The 18,502-nt window shown below is 34.4% G+C and carries 14 protein-coding genes; 8 read left to right on the forward strand and 6 right to left on the reverse strand.

Annotation, left to right across the window (positions count from 1 at the left end; genetic code table 11):
* Positions 1-371 precede the first annotated feature (371 nt).
* Both secA and M1L26_RS03260 read left to right on the forward strand, forming a co-directional pair.
* Positions 372-3,023 (forward strand): preprotein translocase subunit SecA, encoded by a 2,652-nt coding sequence (secA, locus tag M1L26_RS03255; protein ID WP_250120415.1) that lies wholly within the window; start codon positions 372-374, stop codon positions 3,021-3,023.
* 220 nt (positions 3,024-3,243) lie between these two features.
* Positions 3,244-3,399: a transposase gene (locus M1L26_RS03260; RefSeq protein WP_250120416.1), complete on the forward strand. Its 156-nt coding sequence runs from the start codon at positions 3,244-3,246 to the stop codon at positions 3,397-3,399.
* On the opposite strand, the gene M1L26_RS03265 is transcribed toward M1L26_RS03260, so the two are convergent.
* The 3 genes from M1L26_RS03265 to M1L26_RS03275 all read right to left on the reverse strand — a co-directional run bounded on the left by M1L26_RS03265 (position 3,376) and on the right by M1L26_RS03275 (position 7,702).
* On the reverse strand, positions 3,376-4,701 hold the full coding sequence (locus M1L26_RS03265) for an IS4 family transposase (RefSeq protein ID WP_250119932.1): 1,326 nt from the start codon (positions 4,699-4,701) through the stop codon (positions 3,376-3,378). The two genes, M1L26_RS03260 and M1L26_RS03265, sit on opposite strands and share 24 nt — an antisense overlap.
* Positions 4,702-4,766: 65 nt before the next feature.
* Positions 4,767-5,087, reverse strand: a complete 321-nt coding sequence (locus M1L26_RS03270) for a hypothetical protein (RefSeq protein WP_250120417.1) — start codon at positions 5,085-5,087, stop codon at positions 4,767-4,769.
* A 41-nt stretch (positions 5,088-5,128) separates the two neighbouring features.
* Positions 5,129-7,702 carry a valine--tRNA ligase gene (locus tag M1L26_RS03275; protein ID WP_211908206.1) on the reverse strand — a complete coding sequence of 858 codons (2,574 nt, stop codon included), beginning with the start codon at positions 7,700-7,702 and terminating at the stop codon, positions 5,129-5,131.
* A 146-nt stretch (positions 7,703-7,848) separates the two neighbouring features.
* On the opposite strand from M1L26_RS03275, the gene M1L26_RS03280 reads away from it, so the two are divergent.
* Complete coding sequence (locus M1L26_RS03280) at positions 7,849-8,358, forward strand: hypothetical protein (protein WP_246433196.1); 510 nt, start codon at positions 7,849-7,851, stop codon at positions 8,356-8,358.
* A 117-nt stretch (positions 8,359-8,475) separates the two neighbouring features.
* Here the strand turns inward: M1L26_RS03280 and M1L26_RS03285 are convergent, their stop codons facing one another.
* Positions 8,476-9,768, reverse strand: a complete 1,293-nt coding sequence (locus M1L26_RS03285; RefSeq protein WP_250126919.1) for a cbb3-type cytochrome c oxidase subunit I — start codon at positions 9,766-9,768, stop codon at positions 8,476-8,478.
* A gap of 323 nt (positions 9,769-10,091) precedes the next feature.
* Between M1L26_RS03285 and M1L26_RS03295 the strand changes: the two genes are divergently transcribed.
* From M1L26_RS03295 to M1L26_RS03305, 3 genes are read left to right on the forward strand one after another with little or no spacing between them, the layout of a single operon-like run.
* Entirely contained in the window at positions 10,092-11,201 is a 1,110-nt protein-coding gene (locus tag M1L26_RS03295; protein WP_250120418.1) for an outer membrane protein assembly factor BamB family protein, read from the forward strand.
* Entirely contained in the window at positions 11,194-12,582 is a 1,389-nt protein-coding gene (lpdA, locus tag M1L26_RS03300; RefSeq protein ID WP_250120419.1) for a dihydrolipoyl dehydrogenase, read from the forward strand. The genes M1L26_RS03295 and lpdA overlap by 8 nt, the downstream gene beginning before the upstream one ends.
* Positions 12,583-12,584: 2 nt before the next feature.
* Positions 12,585-13,505: a tyrosine-type recombinase/integrase gene (locus M1L26_RS03305; RefSeq protein ID WP_010401376.1), complete on the forward strand. Its 921-nt coding sequence runs from the start codon at positions 12,585-12,587 to the stop codon at positions 13,503-13,505.
* Positions 13,506-13,718: 213 nt separating this feature from the next.
* Here M1L26_RS03305 and gatB read toward each other — a convergent pair whose 3' ends face one another.
* Both gatB and pdhA read right to left on the reverse strand, forming a co-directional pair.
* Positions 13,719-15,149, reverse strand: a complete 1,431-nt coding sequence (gene gatB / locus M1L26_RS03310) for an Asp-tRNA(Asn)/Glu-tRNA(Gln) amidotransferase subunit GatB (RefSeq protein WP_211908216.1) — start codon at positions 15,147-15,149, stop codon at positions 13,719-13,721.
* 205 nt (positions 15,150-15,354) lie between these two features.
* The gene (pdhA, locus tag M1L26_RS03315; RefSeq protein ID WP_010401363.1) at positions 15,355-16,335 is read right to left on the reverse strand and encodes a pyruvate dehydrogenase (acetyl-transferring) E1 component subunit alpha; all 981 of its coding nucleotides are present in this window, start codon (positions 16,333-16,335) and stop codon (positions 15,355-15,357) included.
* 65 nt (positions 16,336-16,400) lie between these two features.
* Between pdhA and hemJ the strand changes: the two genes are divergently transcribed.
* Complete coding sequence (hemJ, locus tag M1L26_RS03320; protein ID WP_012481732.1) at positions 16,401-16,829, forward strand: protoporphyrinogen oxidase HemJ; 429 nt, start codon at positions 16,401-16,403, stop codon at positions 16,827-16,829.
* A 154-nt stretch (positions 16,830-16,983) separates the two neighbouring features.
* Positions 16,984-18,495: an HlyD family type I secretion periplasmic adaptor subunit gene (locus tag M1L26_RS03325; protein ID WP_250120420.1), complete on the forward strand. Its 1,512-nt coding sequence runs from the start codon at positions 16,984-16,986 to the stop codon at positions 18,493-18,495.
* Positions 18,496-18,502: the final 7 nt, after the last annotated feature.

Below are 18,502 nucleotides of genomic sequence, written 5' to 3' on the forward strand. Positions count from 1 at the left end.
AAACTATCACAAGTCAAAGTTTTTATTTTATCTTACATTTTTGCTGTAATAACCTCTATGAATCACACAGAAGCAAAAAATTCTTCTAATTCTTCAAAAGGACAACTATTTTTCTCTAATTTTACTTTTATAATATTGCTTAACATTGTAACTCCACTAACCGTTTTATACATGTAGCTTAACACTATTTTAATAACTTATTAAGAAAGTTTAATTATTAATTATAATATTTAATAAAATAAATAGACTCTTTTACATTTCATCTGCAAGAATCTTTTCCTTAGTTTGTAAATAAAGATTTTCTGAATCTAATTGCCGCAGGTTACGTTTAGTAATATAATCTCATATTAAATAAAACTTTACCTAAGTTTATGCCAGACTCTACGTTAGTTTTAACAACTATTCTTACATTCTTCATCTTTACGTTGTCACTTTTTTTTATAAAAAGGATATTTGGATCAACGAACAAGAAGATAATAAAATCTTTCAGAAAAATTGCTCAGCAGATTAATGCGCTAGAGCAAGAAATGCAGAGCTTATCTGATGAGGATCTTGCTAGTAAAACTGCGGAATTAAAACAAGAACTGAAAAATGGAAAAACACTAAATGACCTTCTCGTACCTGCATTTGCGGTTGTACGAGAAGCATCACGAAGATTCCTTAACATGAGGCATTTCGACGTTCAGCTAATTGGTGGCATGGTTCTCCATAATGGCATGATATCAGAAATGAAAACAGGAGAAGGAAAGACACTAGTCGCAACTTTAGCTGCATACCTAAATTCTTTAGAAGGAAAAGGTGTGCACGTCGTAACTGTTAACGATTATCTTGCAAAACGAGATACAGAGTGGATGAGTAAATTATATAATTCTCTTGGAGTTTCTGTTGCATTTATTACAAATAATTTGAAAGACGACGAGAGAAAAAAGGCTTATAGCGCAGATATAGTATACTCAACAAATAATGAACTTGCCTTTGATTATCTACGAGATAATATGAAATTTTCTCAAGAAGATATGGTTCAGAGAGGATTCAATTATGCAATAGTAGACGAAGTAGACTCCATACTGATTGATGAAGCGCGTACTCCGCTCATTATTTCTGGCCCACTTGAGGAAAATAATCAGATATATAAGCATATCAATAAAATAGTAATCAAATTAGTTGATTCTGACTATGAAGTCGATGAAAAGAGTAGAGCAGTGTTCCTCACTGAAAATGGCATTTCACGAGTGGAGGAATTACTAAAATCGTATAACCTCATTCCTGGAAATTCCTCGCTCTATGATACTAGCAATATTATACTGACTCATTATATAGATCAAGCACTTCGTGCACATAAGCTGTTTACTGCTGATAAAGATTATATAGTGAAAAACGGTAAGGTGGTAATTATTGATGAGTTTACTGGGCGCATGATGGAAGGTAGGAGATATTCTGATGGTCTTCACCAGGCACTGGAGGCAAAGGAGAATCTTGAAATTCAGCATGAAAGTCAAACTTTAGCATCAGTCACATTTCAGAACTACTTTCGTATGTACAACAAACTTTCTGGTATGACAGGAACAGCAGCAACAGAGGCAGAAGAATTTCGTGATATATATAGATTAAATGTAGTAAAAATTCCAACTAATGTGCCTGTTAAAAGAATAGATGTTGATGATGAAATTTATGGCACAGAAAAAGAAAAATTTAGTGCTGTATTGAAGTTTATAGCGGAATGTCACAAACGTCTTCAACCAGTGCTTGTTGGCACTGTGAGTATTGAAAATTCTGAAAAACTTTCCGATCTTTTGAAAAGCCATTCCCTTAAGCATTCAGTATTGAATGCTCGTTATCATGAACAAGAAGCGTATATAATAGCGCAAGCTGGAATACCAGGCAGCATTACTATAGCAACAAACATGGCAGGACGTGGAACTGATATTCAGCTTGGTGGAAATGTTGAAATGATTGCAAAAATAGAGCTCGAGAAAATAAAAAATGCTGATGAAAGAGAAAAAAAATATCAAGAAATAGTCAAAAGAGTAAAAAAAGATAAGGAAATTGCTATAAAAGCTGGTGGCTTATGTGTTATTGGAACCGAAAGGCATGAAAGCAGGAGAATAGATGATCAATTACGTGGACGTTCTGGCCGCCAAGGTGACCCTGGACTTTCTAAGTTCTTTCTATCACTTGAAGATGATTTAATGAGGATATTTGGTTCTGATAGAATGAGGAATTTTTTGCAAAAAGTGGGACTAAAGAACAACGAGGCTATTCATCATCCATGGATTAATAAAGCACTTGAAAAAGCACAGAAGAAAGTTGAAGTTAGAAATTATGATGTGCGGAAGTCTTTGCTAAAGTTTGATGATGTAATCAACAATCAACGTAAAGTTATTTTTAAGCAGAGAAATCATATTTTAAACAATGAAATCAATGATTTAGTTGAAGTATATAGTGAAGTAAATGAGGATATAATAGAAGGTATAGTACAAAGTGGTTATTACGAAGATTATGTTGAAGATATTGCAAAAGAATTCCACATAAGATACGGGATAACGCTTAATCTAGCAGAGTTTTTGAATAAACAAGAAGCCTTGGATTATATAAATGACAAGATACAAGAATTTTTTACTGAGAAAGAAAAATATTTCAATAGTCAACAAACTACAGATTTGTGGAATACGATAGTGAAACAAGTGATGATCATGACACTTGATCATTTATGGAGGGAGAACCTTTCGGTCTTAGAGAGCCTAAGACAAAGCATAAATTTGCGTGCCATGGGGCAAAAAGACCCACTGAATGAATTTAAACGCGAAGCTTTCTTAATGTTTGAGTCGATGCTTGAAAAGTGGAGGGAGCTTACCATTCACCGCCTAGCGCACTTTAAGTTGCTAGACAATCAAGAAATAGGCAATAGGTCACGCTCTACTAAAAATAGCAGACTTCCAAAAGTTTCAAGAAATGACAAGTGCCCTTGTAACTCTGGAAAAAAATACAAACACTGTCACGGTTCAGTTGCCGTAGTGAATTAGTTGTTGCAAGCACATTATAGCTGCTATAGCTAACCGAAGTAAGATCTGCTCGAGCACTCTGAAAGACAAAATCAATAGCCGAATTAATATTGGGCCAAAAGGTTTGTAGAGACTTTCTTATGGCGTGCTTGATCAGAACTTCTCAATCGGATTTAAATCTCACTTTTACCCACAAATAAAAAAGTGAGTAAAATGGATACCAAATAAATTTGGGATTAAAATGAGTGAAGTAAGTACAAATGTGCAATATACTGATGGCTTAGGGGATAAATGGCTGGAAAGAGAGTTAAAACACGTTAATTTAGGAGATACAAGACTTAATAAGAGACTTATTAAAACCATACGCGTCAAGTTAAGAGATTGTGAGCAAATTTAGAGAGGTTAAAGTGGATACTCTAGCCCTTCTACGTTTGTCTTTTAATGAAAATAGCGACCAAGTTATAGTGAGTTTTTTAAGAAATGCTTTTAAACTATTAATTTTGGTTAATACTAAAAATAACTCTCTAACCCGCCTTTTTAGCTCAATAAATGCCTTTGTTAAGCTAAGTTCTGTATTCTTTTTCACTTCTGTGCAACCAACTATGCCGTGAAATATAAGAATTGCGCACAATTTAGCATATAGTTCACATAATACTCTGCATGGCTTTCCTTTTAGCTTATCAAGCCTGATATGGCTTTTATACAATTTAAATAATAACTCAATTTGCCACCTTACTCTGTAAATCGTTAATACTTGCTCAGCACTAATTTTATTTTCTGGAACATTAGTTATAAATATTGACCAGTTCAACAATTTTTGATTTCTTTTAGAGGATGTATATCCCTGCGATCTTGCTAATCTATTAGCTTTCCTTCTTCTGGCCATAGACTGTTCTTCAGTTAGTTTCTGACATATAATTCTTACTCTAATTTTTGCTTCTTTTCCTAACAATACCTCGTTTTCTAAAAATAACTTATCCTCTAAACATTCTAATAACTCCATTTTTTGATTTGTTTCTACATCATATATGTTGGTATCAGATTTATAACGACTTATGAAATAAGCTCCTATTTCATTGATTTGTTTAAAAGAACTTGGCACAAAATAACCGAGATCAGATATTAGCAAATCATTGCTTAATATATTACTTAAATGTTTCCTATATCCCTGGTCTGATCTTACCCCCTCCGTTAAATTAAGTTGGTCTATTATCTGATTCATGTAGTCGAAAACTAATTGTAACTTTATTCCAGACTTAGTATTGCTTTCATAGCCACTGTAGCTAGTACCATAACCTTTATACATCTCTTCCATACTGTTAGGTAGAGTAATATAGCTACTGTCCAATAATTTAACACTATTAAATTGCTGTAAGATTTTGCAATCAACTTGCAAGATATTTTTAAAGAGAATCACAGATTCATTATACATCCTTTTCATAAATTCCACTGCTTCTTCAGTAAATCTAAAATCCAAACCTTGTTTTGTTATATCTATCGAGTCCTCGTTTAGTAATTGACACATTGTTTCTACGCTACAATTATCAACTCCTATATTACCCAAGACCATGGCTTTTACGAATGATGAACCTTTTAGCTTTCTCTTTCTTTTTATAAACCTTGTTGTAATTGAGATTTTCTCTGCTTTTTCATTAAAAAATTCTTTGAGCTTTTTTGATAAGCAAGTTATTTTATTCATTGGTTCTCTCACTAAAAGTATATCTGGGAGAACTTATACCTTATTATTCTATCTCTTTCATACCTTTATTTCCTTAACTTGACGCGTATGGTTTCAACGCCACTTTCAATATACCCATTCAATACTTTTTTAGCCTTATCTTGAAGCTCTAGTCTCGCCTCCTTTACATTATTGAAATCTTGGATAACGGCTTTATACACTTCATCTTCATTAAAATTGGCATTGTATTTTATTAAAAAAGATAATATGCGAAAACTAGCTACAGCAGTGTGAATTGATTTATTCTTTTCTTTTATCTTACCGAGCAAAAACAAAAACCTGTGAATGAAGTCATGATAATCATCTTTTTGTTCTTCAATTTTATTATCATATGAATTACCAATCATTATTATCTTACAACTAAATAATTAGTATAGTAATATGAATGCTAAGTTACATCAATCAATAAACTTACAGTAAATTTTCCATTCTCAGTTATAATCTCTGCTTCTGTACTCTCAACCCATTCTATCACTTCAGCATTGCAAACTGACTGCAAATCATGCTGAGCAGAATAATTTAACTCATCCTCTTTTACACTCGCTTTTATCATCAACTTTTGTATAAGATGCTTAACTGATACGTTATTATCTGCTTTTATTTTTCTCACAAGGTTTAATATCTGTACGAAATTATCTCCCATTTCCTCAGAATACTTATCATAGATAAGTTCTTCCTTGTTAGGCCAATTACTTTTATTGTGAACAGAGTTATAACTATACAACTGATGATATATTTCCTCTGTAATGTATGGCAAAAATGGTGCAAATAACCGCAAAATAATATTGAGTACATATGCCAAACTCTGTTTCGCACTCATGTTTGCCTCGCTGTCCAATGCATCTCCATATGCACGTTTTTTAACTAACTCTAAGTAATTATCACAAAAATCTTTCCAAAAAAATTCTTCTATTGCGCTCAAAGCTTCGCAGTATTCAAACTGTAATAGGTTGTTCGTCGTTTTTTCTATCACTTTATATAATTTGGACAATATCCACTTATCCATCGTCTCACTGATGGAATTTATGCTCAATGCTTGATGTTTTTCCATAAACATGGAAACAAATTTGCTAGCATTCCAAAGTTTCGTAACAAGTCGTTTGCCAATTTTGAAGATATTTTCAGAGTAGACTGTGTCAACTCCAAGTCTTGAGTTTGCTGCCCAATAGCGTACTACGTCAGCTCCATAGGTTTCAAGCATTACATGAGGAGTGATGATATTACCTTTTGATTTACTCATCTTTTTTTTATCATCGGCCAAACACCAACCACTAATCATGATATTTTTCCACGGCAGTGAATCTGCATGATAATGTGCCTTCAAAATCGTATAAAAAGCCCAAGTTCTTATTATCTCATGGCTTTGGCTGCGCAGATCTGCAGGAAATATCTTATCATACCGATGGCTTGGTAAACCGAGCTCACTGTTTACTGCCAGTGCACTTAGTTGAGTAGTGATCGCACTTGTGGCCCACGTATCCATTACATCTTGGTCTGGGGTAACCTCTTCTTTAATATACCCTTTTGGCAAATCTTTGAGTGGATCGATAGGCAAATCCTTTACTTCAGCTAGAATGATTTTACCCTCCTCCCCTTTACGTTTTGAATACCACACCGGAAATGGCACACCAAAATAACGCTGTCTTGAAATGCACCAATCCCAATTTAGCCCTTCTATCCATACCTCCATGCGTTTACGCATAGACTTTGGATGCCAACTACACTTTTTTACTTTATCTAACACTTGAGCTTTTTGCTCTAAAGTCTTGATAAACCATTGATAAGTTGGTAATATTTCAAGTGATGCACCAGATCTTTCTGCACACTTTACGAAATGAGAAATGTTAGTACTTTCTATCAAAAGGCCCTTTTCAGTTAGGATTTCAATAATTCTCTTTCTTGCTTCTTTAACCCTTAGGCCATTTATTTCATCGTAGATTCCAGCGTCACGCGCTGGAGCGTGTGTCTCCTCTAATGGCTGGATTCCAGTGTCAAGCACTGGAATGTCACTCCCCTTTGTCATCCCAGTGCCTTGACACTGGGATCTATTATTACCATACACTGAATCTAGACTTATCCTACCATCCTGATCGATAATAATTTTCATCGGCAGACCATGCTTTTGCTGCCAATATATGTCGAGCTCATCACCAAACGTACAGCACATAACAAGCCCAGTACCTTTATCTATTTTAACTTTATCATCAGCTATTATTGGAACTTTTGCTCCTGTTATTGGCACCACGGCTATTTTTCCAATCAGCTGAGTGTAGCGTGCATCTTCTGGATGGCAAAAAACTGCAACACATGCTGGAAGCAACTCAGGCCGTGTAGTTGCAATCTTAATCTGCTCATTTTCTTCAGTGGAAAAAACTATCGTGTTCAAAAATGACTCAAAGACTTTATCCTCTATTTCTGCTTGTGCAATTGCAGTTTTATCGACTGGGTCCCAAAGAATAGGTTGCATTTTTCTGTATGCATACTCTTTATTATATAGATCAATGAATGACATTTGAGAAAGTGCCACAGCTTCCTTGCTGATCGTGTGGTATTCCAAATCCCAGTCATAGCTAATGCCAACTGATTTAAACAATTCCTTGAATTCTTGCTTTGATTTTTCAATAACCTCATGGCACATCTCTATAAATTTTTCTCTGCCAACTTCTTTTGCGCGGGTTTTATAGGTTTGCTCAACTAACCTTTCAGTCGGAAGGCCATTATCATCAAACCCAATTGGATAAAATACATCTTTTCCCAGCATACGCTGAAACCTTGCAATAAAGTCTGTGTGGCAATAGCTGAATATATGGCCAATATGCAACTTTCCTGATATCGTTGGTGGGGGCGTATCTATAGTGAAAGTGTTACCCTTTTCACTACTCCATTTATAAACTTTACTTCCTTCCCATAATACATTGTATTTGTCTTCAACTTCTCTAAAGCTGTATTTTTCTTCCAACATAAATATTTTTCAGTTTTAAGCTTTAAGTTAGCACAATTGAGCAAATACAGCAATTTTAATGTCTGACATTTTAGTTTATAATACAAAATTTCTTGATTTTAGTTTTTTATGTATTACACGATAAATTTTTAGTATTGAGGTTTATTATGCCTGATTTTAAATTTTCTGATTTACAAGATCTTGTTAATGCTCTATATGATCCATACTATCTGCCCTCCAACGAAAAAATAAAACTAGCAGAATTGCTTGAGGACGTGTTGGAACTAGAAGTTAAAAAAAGCCCAGAAAAGGCAATATCTAAATTAAAAAATAAAATAAAAAATGAACTAAAAAGTGAAGTATCGAATGAACTGAAACAAAAAATAAATACTCAAATCCAGCAGTTACAGCAAGAAAAGAAAATATTAGAAACCAAAAATGAAGCAAATAAACAACTAAAAGAAAAAGCAACATACATCGCTACTGCTAGTACTGGTCTTGCTGTTGGGTTAGTAGTGTATATTACACTTGAACATACAACTAAATTGGACATGTGGTTAATCGTTGTTATAGCAACAGTATCTGCATTCTTAGCTGGTGGTTTAATAATGAAACCTAGCTCTCAAGTAAATGGAACACAAGAACCACAAGGAGTAGCAAATAAGAATTCAGTCTAGCTTGATATAGTTTTTTTCATTTCATTGCCTTTCCAAATTTGAAGCAGGTTGTTTGAGCCATAGTACAAAGTAAATATAGTAATTTTACACTAAAATTTTTAGTTTTGTTTCTGTGGGTTAGTTGGTACGAGCCTTGCCTTTAAGAAGATGTAAAATCACAATTATTACGAATAACATTCCACCAATAACTGATATAGCTCCACCCGTAATAAAACAAGCACGTGCCAACATTGATGAAATACTTGGCAGATCTGCAACTTTTCTTAAGGCACCATATCCACCAAGCCAAACAAGTCCAGTAATGTGGAGAAAATGTCCCAAGCTATATGCATAAATCTGTAATCTTACTATGGAGCTTTTTATTTCTTTACAGCCCAATTTTGGTAACAGCCAGTAGACAAAATTCATAAAAGCTATAGTAATACCAACCACAGAACCGTGATAATGCGCAGGGATAGTGACATTTCCTTCAATAGTTAGCACTCCAAGCACACCTCCATAAATGAACAATACAAACGAGTGGAGAAGATAATTGCCCTTATCATTGAGCAGAGTTTTTGTGTTGCAATACACTAATATTGTTAAAAAGCACGGCAGAACTGCTCCAGCAATTCTCATATGCCAGGTAAAAAACTGTATCAATTCAGCACTATCCGCCGAATAAATAAAGTATATAAACGGCGCACCTACGGTCAAAACTGTGTTTATAAATAGTGGTAAAATGGTAATTTTATTTAGACTAATATAGCGAGCATTCAGTATGATCAAATAAACTAAAAACATTGCTTGAGCAAAGGCAAACTGCAGTAAATGTCCGCCTCCCCAAAAGAGATATTCATAAAATAAATTCTTGTCTGAGTGATATAGACCTGGAGGCATATTTTTATGTGCTAAAACAACACAAAGAAATGATGACACAAGTATAATGACCAGGCCAATTTGTCCGATTGAAAGATATGAGTCTTGTTTATTTGATATGTAGGCTAGAGCTGTATTTATCAATATGCTGGTAATGAAAAGACTGAGTCCAAGTAAAAATAATTTGTTTTGTAATACAGGTATATAGTTACTTTTGATAACTTCAGTATTTGGAACAAATGCAGATATAAACATTAGCAGCATGGAAAGGATTGAAAGAATCCATGAGAAGTTAAACCAATGATTGGTGTGTTTTAAGTTTATGATGAAGAGCAGAGATATTATAGAGCACATCCATACCAAAATTGACAAATTTACGTGTATCACCAGTGCATTATCAAAGATATATTGTGCAGAAGAAATGAGAGAAGAAATAAAAGGCAATCGTAGAAAAATAACAATTATTGACAGCAGTCCAGAACAAGCAAGAGCAAGTACTGCCAAGAATATCCATTGCCTGCAAAGTGAAGCGTTATTTTGTATGTTGAGCATTTACTTTTAGGTACTATAGCATAAGACAATGTACATTTTTCAAATTGATATGCATAGTTTAAATGAATGACATTACAACAATATCTTTCATCGTGAAAATGCTGCATCCATTTCCATTTCATATTATGGTAATATTACTGACAGCGTTAGTCTGGGCTATCGAAATGTGTTTTAACCAATACTTGATAAAAATTATTACAGTAAGAGAATCTTTACATAATGGCATGACATTACGTTAATGCTTTTGATCCACAATTAAGAACATTTTCGTTGTGATTTACGTTTCTAGTATGTATATTAATGGATCTTGTTTTCACTAAATAATGAAAATAATAATTGTCATGATAATGTTATTGTATAGTAACTATACAATGGCAAGCGAACGAATAAGTTTAGTAGATAAAAAATTATCTCAAGGATATGTAGCTCCAATACTTACAGAAAATAGCGTTATTTTACCAGACAAGCACGGTACCTTATATTCCTTTGATATCGATAACCCAAGAGTTATAAATTGGAAATTATACCTCTCAAGTAGGAAAAAAATTGGTAATATGAGTTTATCGAGCTACAAAGAAAATGTTTTCTTTGTAGTGGATAACATTCTACACACAATAGATGCGAAAACAGGGGAGATTCAATGGGAAAAAGAATTAAGAGCTCCGGCAAGAGGGAAAGCAATAGTAATAAACAATAAGTTGGTAGTATTGACTATTGATAACTATCTACATGTATTTGATATAAAAGATGGCAGCCCCATTTGGGCTTATCAAAATGGTATAAATGAGGTTCGAGGTTTATATTCCATCTCACCAGCAGTCTCTAATGATAAAATAATGGCACCATTTTCAAATGGCGAGTTAATAGCTTTTAATGAAGAAGGTAAAAAACTATGGAGCCAAAAATTAGCTACAAATCTTTTAGACACACAGCTTACAGATGTAACTACTACACCTAGAGTACACGATAATATCTTAATAGCTACGAGCAACTCTTATATTTATAGCATTGACGTAAACTCAGGAAATATTTTATGGTCAAGGCCACTACAAGTAAAAAGTATATCAAACATTGAGTCATATTATAGCCCTCTTATTCCTGCAGAGAAACAAAAAGAAGGCGGAAGAATTTTCATGGTGACTAAAGATAATAAGGTAATTGGCATCGACATACAAAGTGGAAAAACAGTTTGGACATCTGATTTTATAGAGAATGTGCAATTGTTTGTTCCAATTATGTATGCCCATACGCTTTGGGTAACAAGTAATAAAGGTTCAATATTTGCTTTTCCTGGATCTGAAAGTACAGGAAGGGTAATTAAAATACCCGGTAATGTGTTTCATCCTCCAGTATTTACCCATGGTAAGATGTATATAACGACTGAAGGAAATGGTGTTTATTCTTTAGAAAATAGGTTTGTTTTTTATGACTGATTATGATTTGATTATTATAGGTGGTGGTCCAGGTGGTTACAAATGCGCTATTGCTGCTGCAAAACTTGGACTCAAAGTTGCTTGTATAGACAAAAATAGCATTTTTGGTGGCACGTGTTTGCGAGTTGGGTGTATACCATCAAAAGCATTACTCCATTCCTCTTATCAGTATGCTAGCGCGAAAAATAATCTATCAAAACTTGGCATAAAAGTTAAGGATGTAAGTCTCGATTTGAGAGAAATGATAGGCTATAAAGACGCTAGAGTTCAGGAACTTGGAAAAGGCATAGAATATCTGTTTAACCTTTACAAAATTACTAAGATCAATGGACTTGGAAAAATTACTTCTTTTGATCAAGGCAATCTTGAAGTTTCAGTTGAAGGTAAGGTGCTGAAGACAAAAAATATAGTAATTGCAACCGGTTCTGACGTTATTTCTTTGCCAGGAATTAATATCGATGAGAAAAGTATTATTTCATCAACTGGTGCATTGTCTTTAACTGAAGTACCAAAAAAACTTGTCGTAATCGGAGCCGGAGCAATAGGGCTTGAAATGTCTTCTGTATGGAGGAGGCTAGGGTCTGAAGTCACTGTAGTAGAATTTTTTGACAGAATCGCTGCAGCAATGGATGGAGAATTAAGTAAGTCTCTACTTTCTAGTCTACAAAAACAAGGAATAAAATTTTTACTTAGCACTAAAGTTGAGGGAATAAAACAAAGTAGTAACTCTTTGAGTGTGAAAGTTTGCTCTGTAAAAGATAATCAAACAAACACTATAGAGGCGGATAAGGTATTGGTGGCAGCAGGACGCAAACCATGTACTGATGGTCTTGGTATTGATGAAAAAATGGAAAAAGATAATCGCGGTTTCGTTCAAGTTAACAACAGATATGAAACTAATGTGAAAGGAATATTTGCTATTGGTGATGTGATTGGTGGAGCAATGCTTGCTCACAAAGCTGAGGAAGAAGGGGTGGCAGTTGCAGAGATACTAGCAAGGCAATTGCCTCACGTTGATTATGAAATCATACCGTCAGTCATTTACACCTACCCTGCAGTTTCTTCAATCGGTAAAACTGAAGAAGAACTAAAAAGTGCTGGTCGAAAGTATAAAGTTGGTAAATGTCAATTTGCTGCAAACGGTAGAGCAAAAGTCACTGACGATGCTGAGGGATTCGTGAAAGTTCTGACTTGTAGCAAAGCAGATACAATACTCGGTGTACATATCATAGGAGCATACGCTGATACGCTAATCAATGAAGCAGCGGTTGCAATGGCATATGGTGCAGCAGCAGAGGATATATACAGAATTTGTCACTCTCATCCTGATATAAATGAAGCCTTTAGGGATGCGTGCATCGATGCTTTCTTTAAAAAGTAACTGTGGACCTCGGTTCAATCATTGAAAAATGGTATGATTGGCTAAAGTACAACAGGTCTTACTCACCAAACACTTTGGAGTCATACATGAGGGACCTCAAAGATCTTATAAGTTTCCTAAATACTCACATTGGTGAAGAAGTAAATGTTGGCTCTTTAGAAAAATTAAGCATACCTGAACTGAGAAGTTGGTTTACCTCTCGTTATGCAAGAGGTGTAAATGCAAGATCTAACACTCGCGCATTGTCAGTAATCAGAAATTTTTTCAAATATATAAAAAACAATTATGAAATAAATAATGAAGCGGTATTTTCTTTATCAAGGCCAATTCAGAGAAGAACTCTACCTAAAGCACTTTCAATATCTAACATAGAAACTCTATTGAAAGAAATGAAATTGCCTGATCTAGGCGAGCCTTGGGTGGTAAAAAGAGAAATTGCAATTGTCGTTCTGCTATATGGTACGGGCTTAAGAATCACTGAAGCACTGAATCTTAAGGTTAGTGATATTAGCAATGAAAGTTTAATAGTAACAGGTAAGGGAGATAAACAAAGGCAGGTATTTATTCTTCCAGTAGTAAAAAAGTGTATACAAAAATATATAAAAGCTTGTCCCCACTTTGACGAAGCGGGACATCTTTTTGTGGGGGTAAGAGGAAAAAAATTGGGAAGAACTTATGTTGCTAATCGTTTGCAAAAAATAAGAAGATTTTTAAACTTACCAGAAATTTTATCTCCACATGCATTTCGCCATAGTTTTGCTACTCATTTGCTTCAGGAAGATATTGACATAAGATCAATACAACAGCTGCTTGGCCACTCAAGCCTTGAAACTACTCAAGTTTACACTCACCTAAATTATCAAGATGTCTTCAATATGTATAAAAACTTTCAGAAGAGTTTGAATAAAAAATCGAAATCTTAACTTCGTCTTAAATCGATAATATTGCCGAACTGAGTGCTTGCAACATCATTCAGTACTGTACTTGCTTTATATAAGCAATAGTGACCAGCAGAGAAGAAAGCAAAAACGTTTTGCAAAAGGTTATGAATGAAAGAGAATAGACAGCAGAATTTAAATTAGAAGCTATGTAAAGAAACAAGTCAAGCAAATAGCAAAAGATCTGGGACCGTACACCTAGGCACTCAATTTTAATTTTTCACTCAAAACCAAGTTTACGACATCAGGGCTGGCTTTTCCTTTGGTGGATTTCATGACTTCACCAACAAAGAACCCATACAATCTTGTTTTACCACCCTTATATTCTTGAACTTTATCTTGGTTGTCATTGATGATTTTATCTATTATCTCTGAGATTTGACATGTGTCAGTTATTTGCTTGAGATTCTGCTCTTCTATAATAAGGGATGCAGGCTTTCCAGTTTCAAACATAATATCAAAAACTTGTTTACCAAGTTTAGCAGAGATCGTTCCATCGACGATAAAGTCGAGGAGTTCGGATAAAGCATCTGCTTTAATTGGAGAGCTAACAATATCAATATTTGTTTTATTTAAACGACCGAAAAGCTCGACGGTTAACCAGGTAACTGCAATCTTTGAATCATGCTTTTTTGCTAATTTTTCAAAATAATCGGCAATTTCTTTATCAGAAGTGATAACGTCTGCATCATATTCATTGATACCTAATTCCTCTATGTATCGAAGTTTTTTTTGATCTGGCAACTCGGGTAAAGATGATTTAATAGAATCAATTTTGTCTTGGCTTATTTCAACAGGTAGCAAATCAGGTTCAGGGAAATATCTATAGTCACTTGAATCTTCTTTGCTTCTCATCACTTTTGTTTTTCCTAAAGTGACATCAAACAATAAGGTATCTTGACTTATTTCTCCTCCGCTTTCCAAAATTTTGATCTGCCTTTGTGCTTCATAATCTATAGCTTGTACAATATAACGTATTGAATTTAAGTTTTTTATTTCACAACGAGTGCCAAATGTGCTACTACCCTTTGGGCGAACAGAAACATTTGCATCACAGCGAAGTGACCCCTTTTCCATATCACCATCACATGAACCGATGTAACGCAAAATCTGCCTCAATTTTTTCATGAATTCTGCAGCTTCTGCAGATGAACGAAGATCTGGCTCTGAAACAATTTCCATTAAAGCAACACCTGCACGATTTAAATCTACGTAAGTTTTGCTTTCTTCATGAATACTCTTTCCTGCATCTTGCTCTAAGTGAATTCTTGCGATTCTTATTTCTTTTTCATTATTATTGATAAACACTTTACCATTTTTAACTATTGGCTCAAAGAACTGGGTTATTTGGTAACCTTGTGGTAAATCGGGATAAAAATAATTTTTACGATCAAAGTAAGAGCATTTATTAATTTCTGCAGAAAGTGCAAGACCGGTACATATTCCTTGCTCTATGCAGAAATAATTTAATATTGGCAATGTACCTGGCATTGCTGCATCAACTAGAGAAACTTGAGTATTGTGCTCAGTGCCAAATTCCGTTAGTGAACTAGAAAATAGCTTTGTCTTAGAAGAAACCTGAGCGTGTACCTCAAGTCCAATTACTGTCTCCCAGTTTTCTTTTGTCATGTATTTTATTCAATTAATAACTTTATATTCTGCAAACTAGCACAAAAAGTCAAATAAAACTTATTTAACCTATGATCCAAGAGCGTTGTATATCAATAATATAAGAGTTACTACAGTTTCTATTGACTAGGCTGTTATATAATAAAGTTAAGTGCTGCCAAAAAATATCTATAGTAGGCCAAAACATAATTTTGATGGCAACTGATTAGCTAACAAATTTATAAACATCAGTATATAGTTCATCAATGCCTGGCTCTTTACTATTTTTAGCAAAATCTTCTGACTTTTTTACTAAATCTCGTATTTCCTTATCAATAGCTTTGCATTCTTCATCAGAAGCGATTTTATTGTCTGTTATATACTGCTTTAGGGTGCTTATAGGATCATGATTTTGCTTCATATCTTCAACTTCTTCTTTTGAGCGATAAGTAGCAGGATCTGACATTGAATGGCCACGATATCGATATGTCTTCATTTCAAGCAAGAGAGGTCCTTTTCCCCCACGTACATGCTCAGCTATTTCACTTGTTAACTCATAGACAGAGAAAAAATCCATTCCATCAACTTGTTTTCCAGGAATACCAAAACTCTCTCCTCTTTTATATAGTTCAGTTACTAAAGTTGATCTTTGTACAGAAGTTCCCATTGCGTATTCGTTATTTTCTATGATATAAACCACAGGTAACTTCCACAAAGATGCCATATTAAATGATTCATATACTTGTCCTTGATTTGCAGCACCGTCACCAAAATATGTGAATACAACGTTATCTTTTTTCTTGTATTTATTAGCAAATGCTATTCCTGTGCCAATTGGGACTTGTGCACCTACTATTCCATGTCCACCAAAGAAATTTTTTTCAACATCAAATATGTGCATGGAGCCACCTTTGCCTTTTGAACACCCTGTTTCTTTGCCGGTTAGTTCTGCCATCACAACATTCGGATCAGAGTTACATGCAAGCATTAAGCCATGGTCTCTATAGCTTGTGATAAAAGCATCACCAGATTTTGATGCAGCTTGAGTCCCAACTGCAACTGCTTCTTGCCCTATTGATAAGTGACAGAATCCGCCTATTAATCCCATTCCGTATAATTGTCCTGCTTTTTCCTCAAATCTGCGTATGAGAAGCATTTTTCTGTAGAATCCAATCACCTGTTCTTTAGTGAAATTTTCTGCTTTCATATTGACTTTCTTTTATTAAATTGAGATCATACCAGAAATTTTTAACATTTTATAATACTATCTATATGGATTACTATCACTGGCTTGAAGCTTTTCACGTTATCTCTGTAATTATGTGGGTGGCAGGTATGCTCTATTTACCAAGGCTTTATGTTTACCATGCATCTGTAAAACCAGGGTCAGAAAATGACAGCTTACTTCAAATAATGGAGAAGAGACTCCTTAGATATATCATAAACCCTGCAATGCTTTTCTCCCTTAGTTTTGGAATTATGCTAATGATTATTAGGGAAGCATATCGCGAAGGGTGGTTTCATGTAAAAGCGCTAGCATTATTCTTAATGTTTGCTATTCATGTCCTACTTGCAAAGCATAGGAAAAATTTTGCAGTGGGCTTGAATAAGAAAACTCACGTTTATTTTCGTGTTTTAAACGAAGCAGTAACAGTGTTAATAATAATTATAGTTATTATGGTTATTGTAAAACCTTTTTGATTTTCTAGCCTAATGCTGAACCATTGAATGGAGTATAAGAATTGTTACTAAATAGTTTATTCTGATGTTCCGTAGTCTAAGTAAAGTACTTAAGGTATAGATTCTTTGTTTTTGTGTGTTATCCTGGTTAACAAGAATTCGCAGTAGTATTATAATGAGTAAGTTAAAAAAGCTTAGTGCTGGACTTTCTTTGACAGGCCTGATTGGTAGTGATGATATAGATATGCAAAGGGCAGGAAATAGAAAGAAGAAATATCAATTTTTGGATAAGACGTTCGCATGGATTGATGCGATGATAAATTTTATTTTTAAACGTGAGAGTAATAACGTAAATGAAGTCCTAAAAGTCACATGGGGACCACTATTTTTTGGTTTAGTGGTGATATTCATCTTTTTTGGAATAGGTGGTATTTGGTCAGCTATAGCTCCAATTGACGGAGCAGTGCATGCAAGTGGAGAAGTTATTGTCTCTTCAAATAGAAAAATAGTGCAACACTTGGGTGGGGGAATAATAAGCAAAATTTTAGTAAAAGAAGGTCAAGCAGTTAAAAAAGATGAGCCTTTAGTTTTATTAAGTGATGTTAACGAAAAGGCAAATTTGAGTATAATTAAAGAAAAACTCTTATCACTTTTGGCAACTGAAGCAAGACTTATTGCAATTAGGGGAGACTTAGATACGCTAGAATTTTCTGATGAGGTTAAAAGATTATCTAACGATGAACCTGTAAATAAAGCGATAAAGAATCAGGTAAAGTTGTTCAACTCTCAGAGAAAGAGTATATTAGGAAAAACTGACATACTGCAACAACGTATAAAGCAGTTAAATGATGAATTAGCAGGGCTAAATTTTCAACTAAATGCAGCCCATAAGCAATATGACTTGATAACTGAGGAGTTAGAAACAAAAAGACAATTACTTGATAGTGGCCATATAAGCAAACCACACATTTTAGCTTTAGAAAAACAGTTTGCTGAAATTGAGGGTAGAGTTGGACATTACCGTTCTGCAATATCTCAAGTACAGCAAAAGATTGGAGAAAATGAGTTAGAGATTATAAATGTGAAGAATGATGCTCAAGAAAGAGCAAATGCTGAGCTTAAGGAAGTTAATACATCTATTGCAGACTTAAAAGAGAGGCTGATGGTTGCTGAAGATTCGTTAGCACGTACAATAATTAAATCACCTCAAGATGGTATAGTTACAGATATAAGATACCACACTGAAGGTGGTGTTATACAATCTGGAGTTCCAATCATGAGTATAGTACCATCAGATGATGATCTAATAATAGATGCTAAAGTTCTAACCAGAAACATAGAAGAGATACTGTCAGCAAAAAAGAAAGATAGCAATATAGTCTCTATCGACGGACTAGAAGGGCTGAAAGTTAAAGTAAGGCTGAGCGCTTATAGTGCACGTCGCTTAAGTTTAATTAACGGTATAGTAAACCATATTTCCCCTGATGCTCTTGATGATCCAAGGATGGGGCGTTATTATTCAGTGCGAGTGGTGATACCAAAATCAGAACTTGCTCAATTTAAAAACGTATACCTATATCCTGGTATGCCAGTAGAAGTATATATAGTTACTCAATCCCGCACTCTTTTATCGTTCTTGTTTACACCTATAATTGCAACATTCGATAGATCTTTCATAGAGAGATAATTTATTT

The sequence above is a fragment of the Wolbachia endosymbiont of Ostrinia scapulalis genome (genome assembly GCF_023559145.1).
Lineage (GTDB): Bacteria > Pseudomonadota > Alphaproteobacteria > Rickettsiales > Anaplasmataceae > Wolbachia.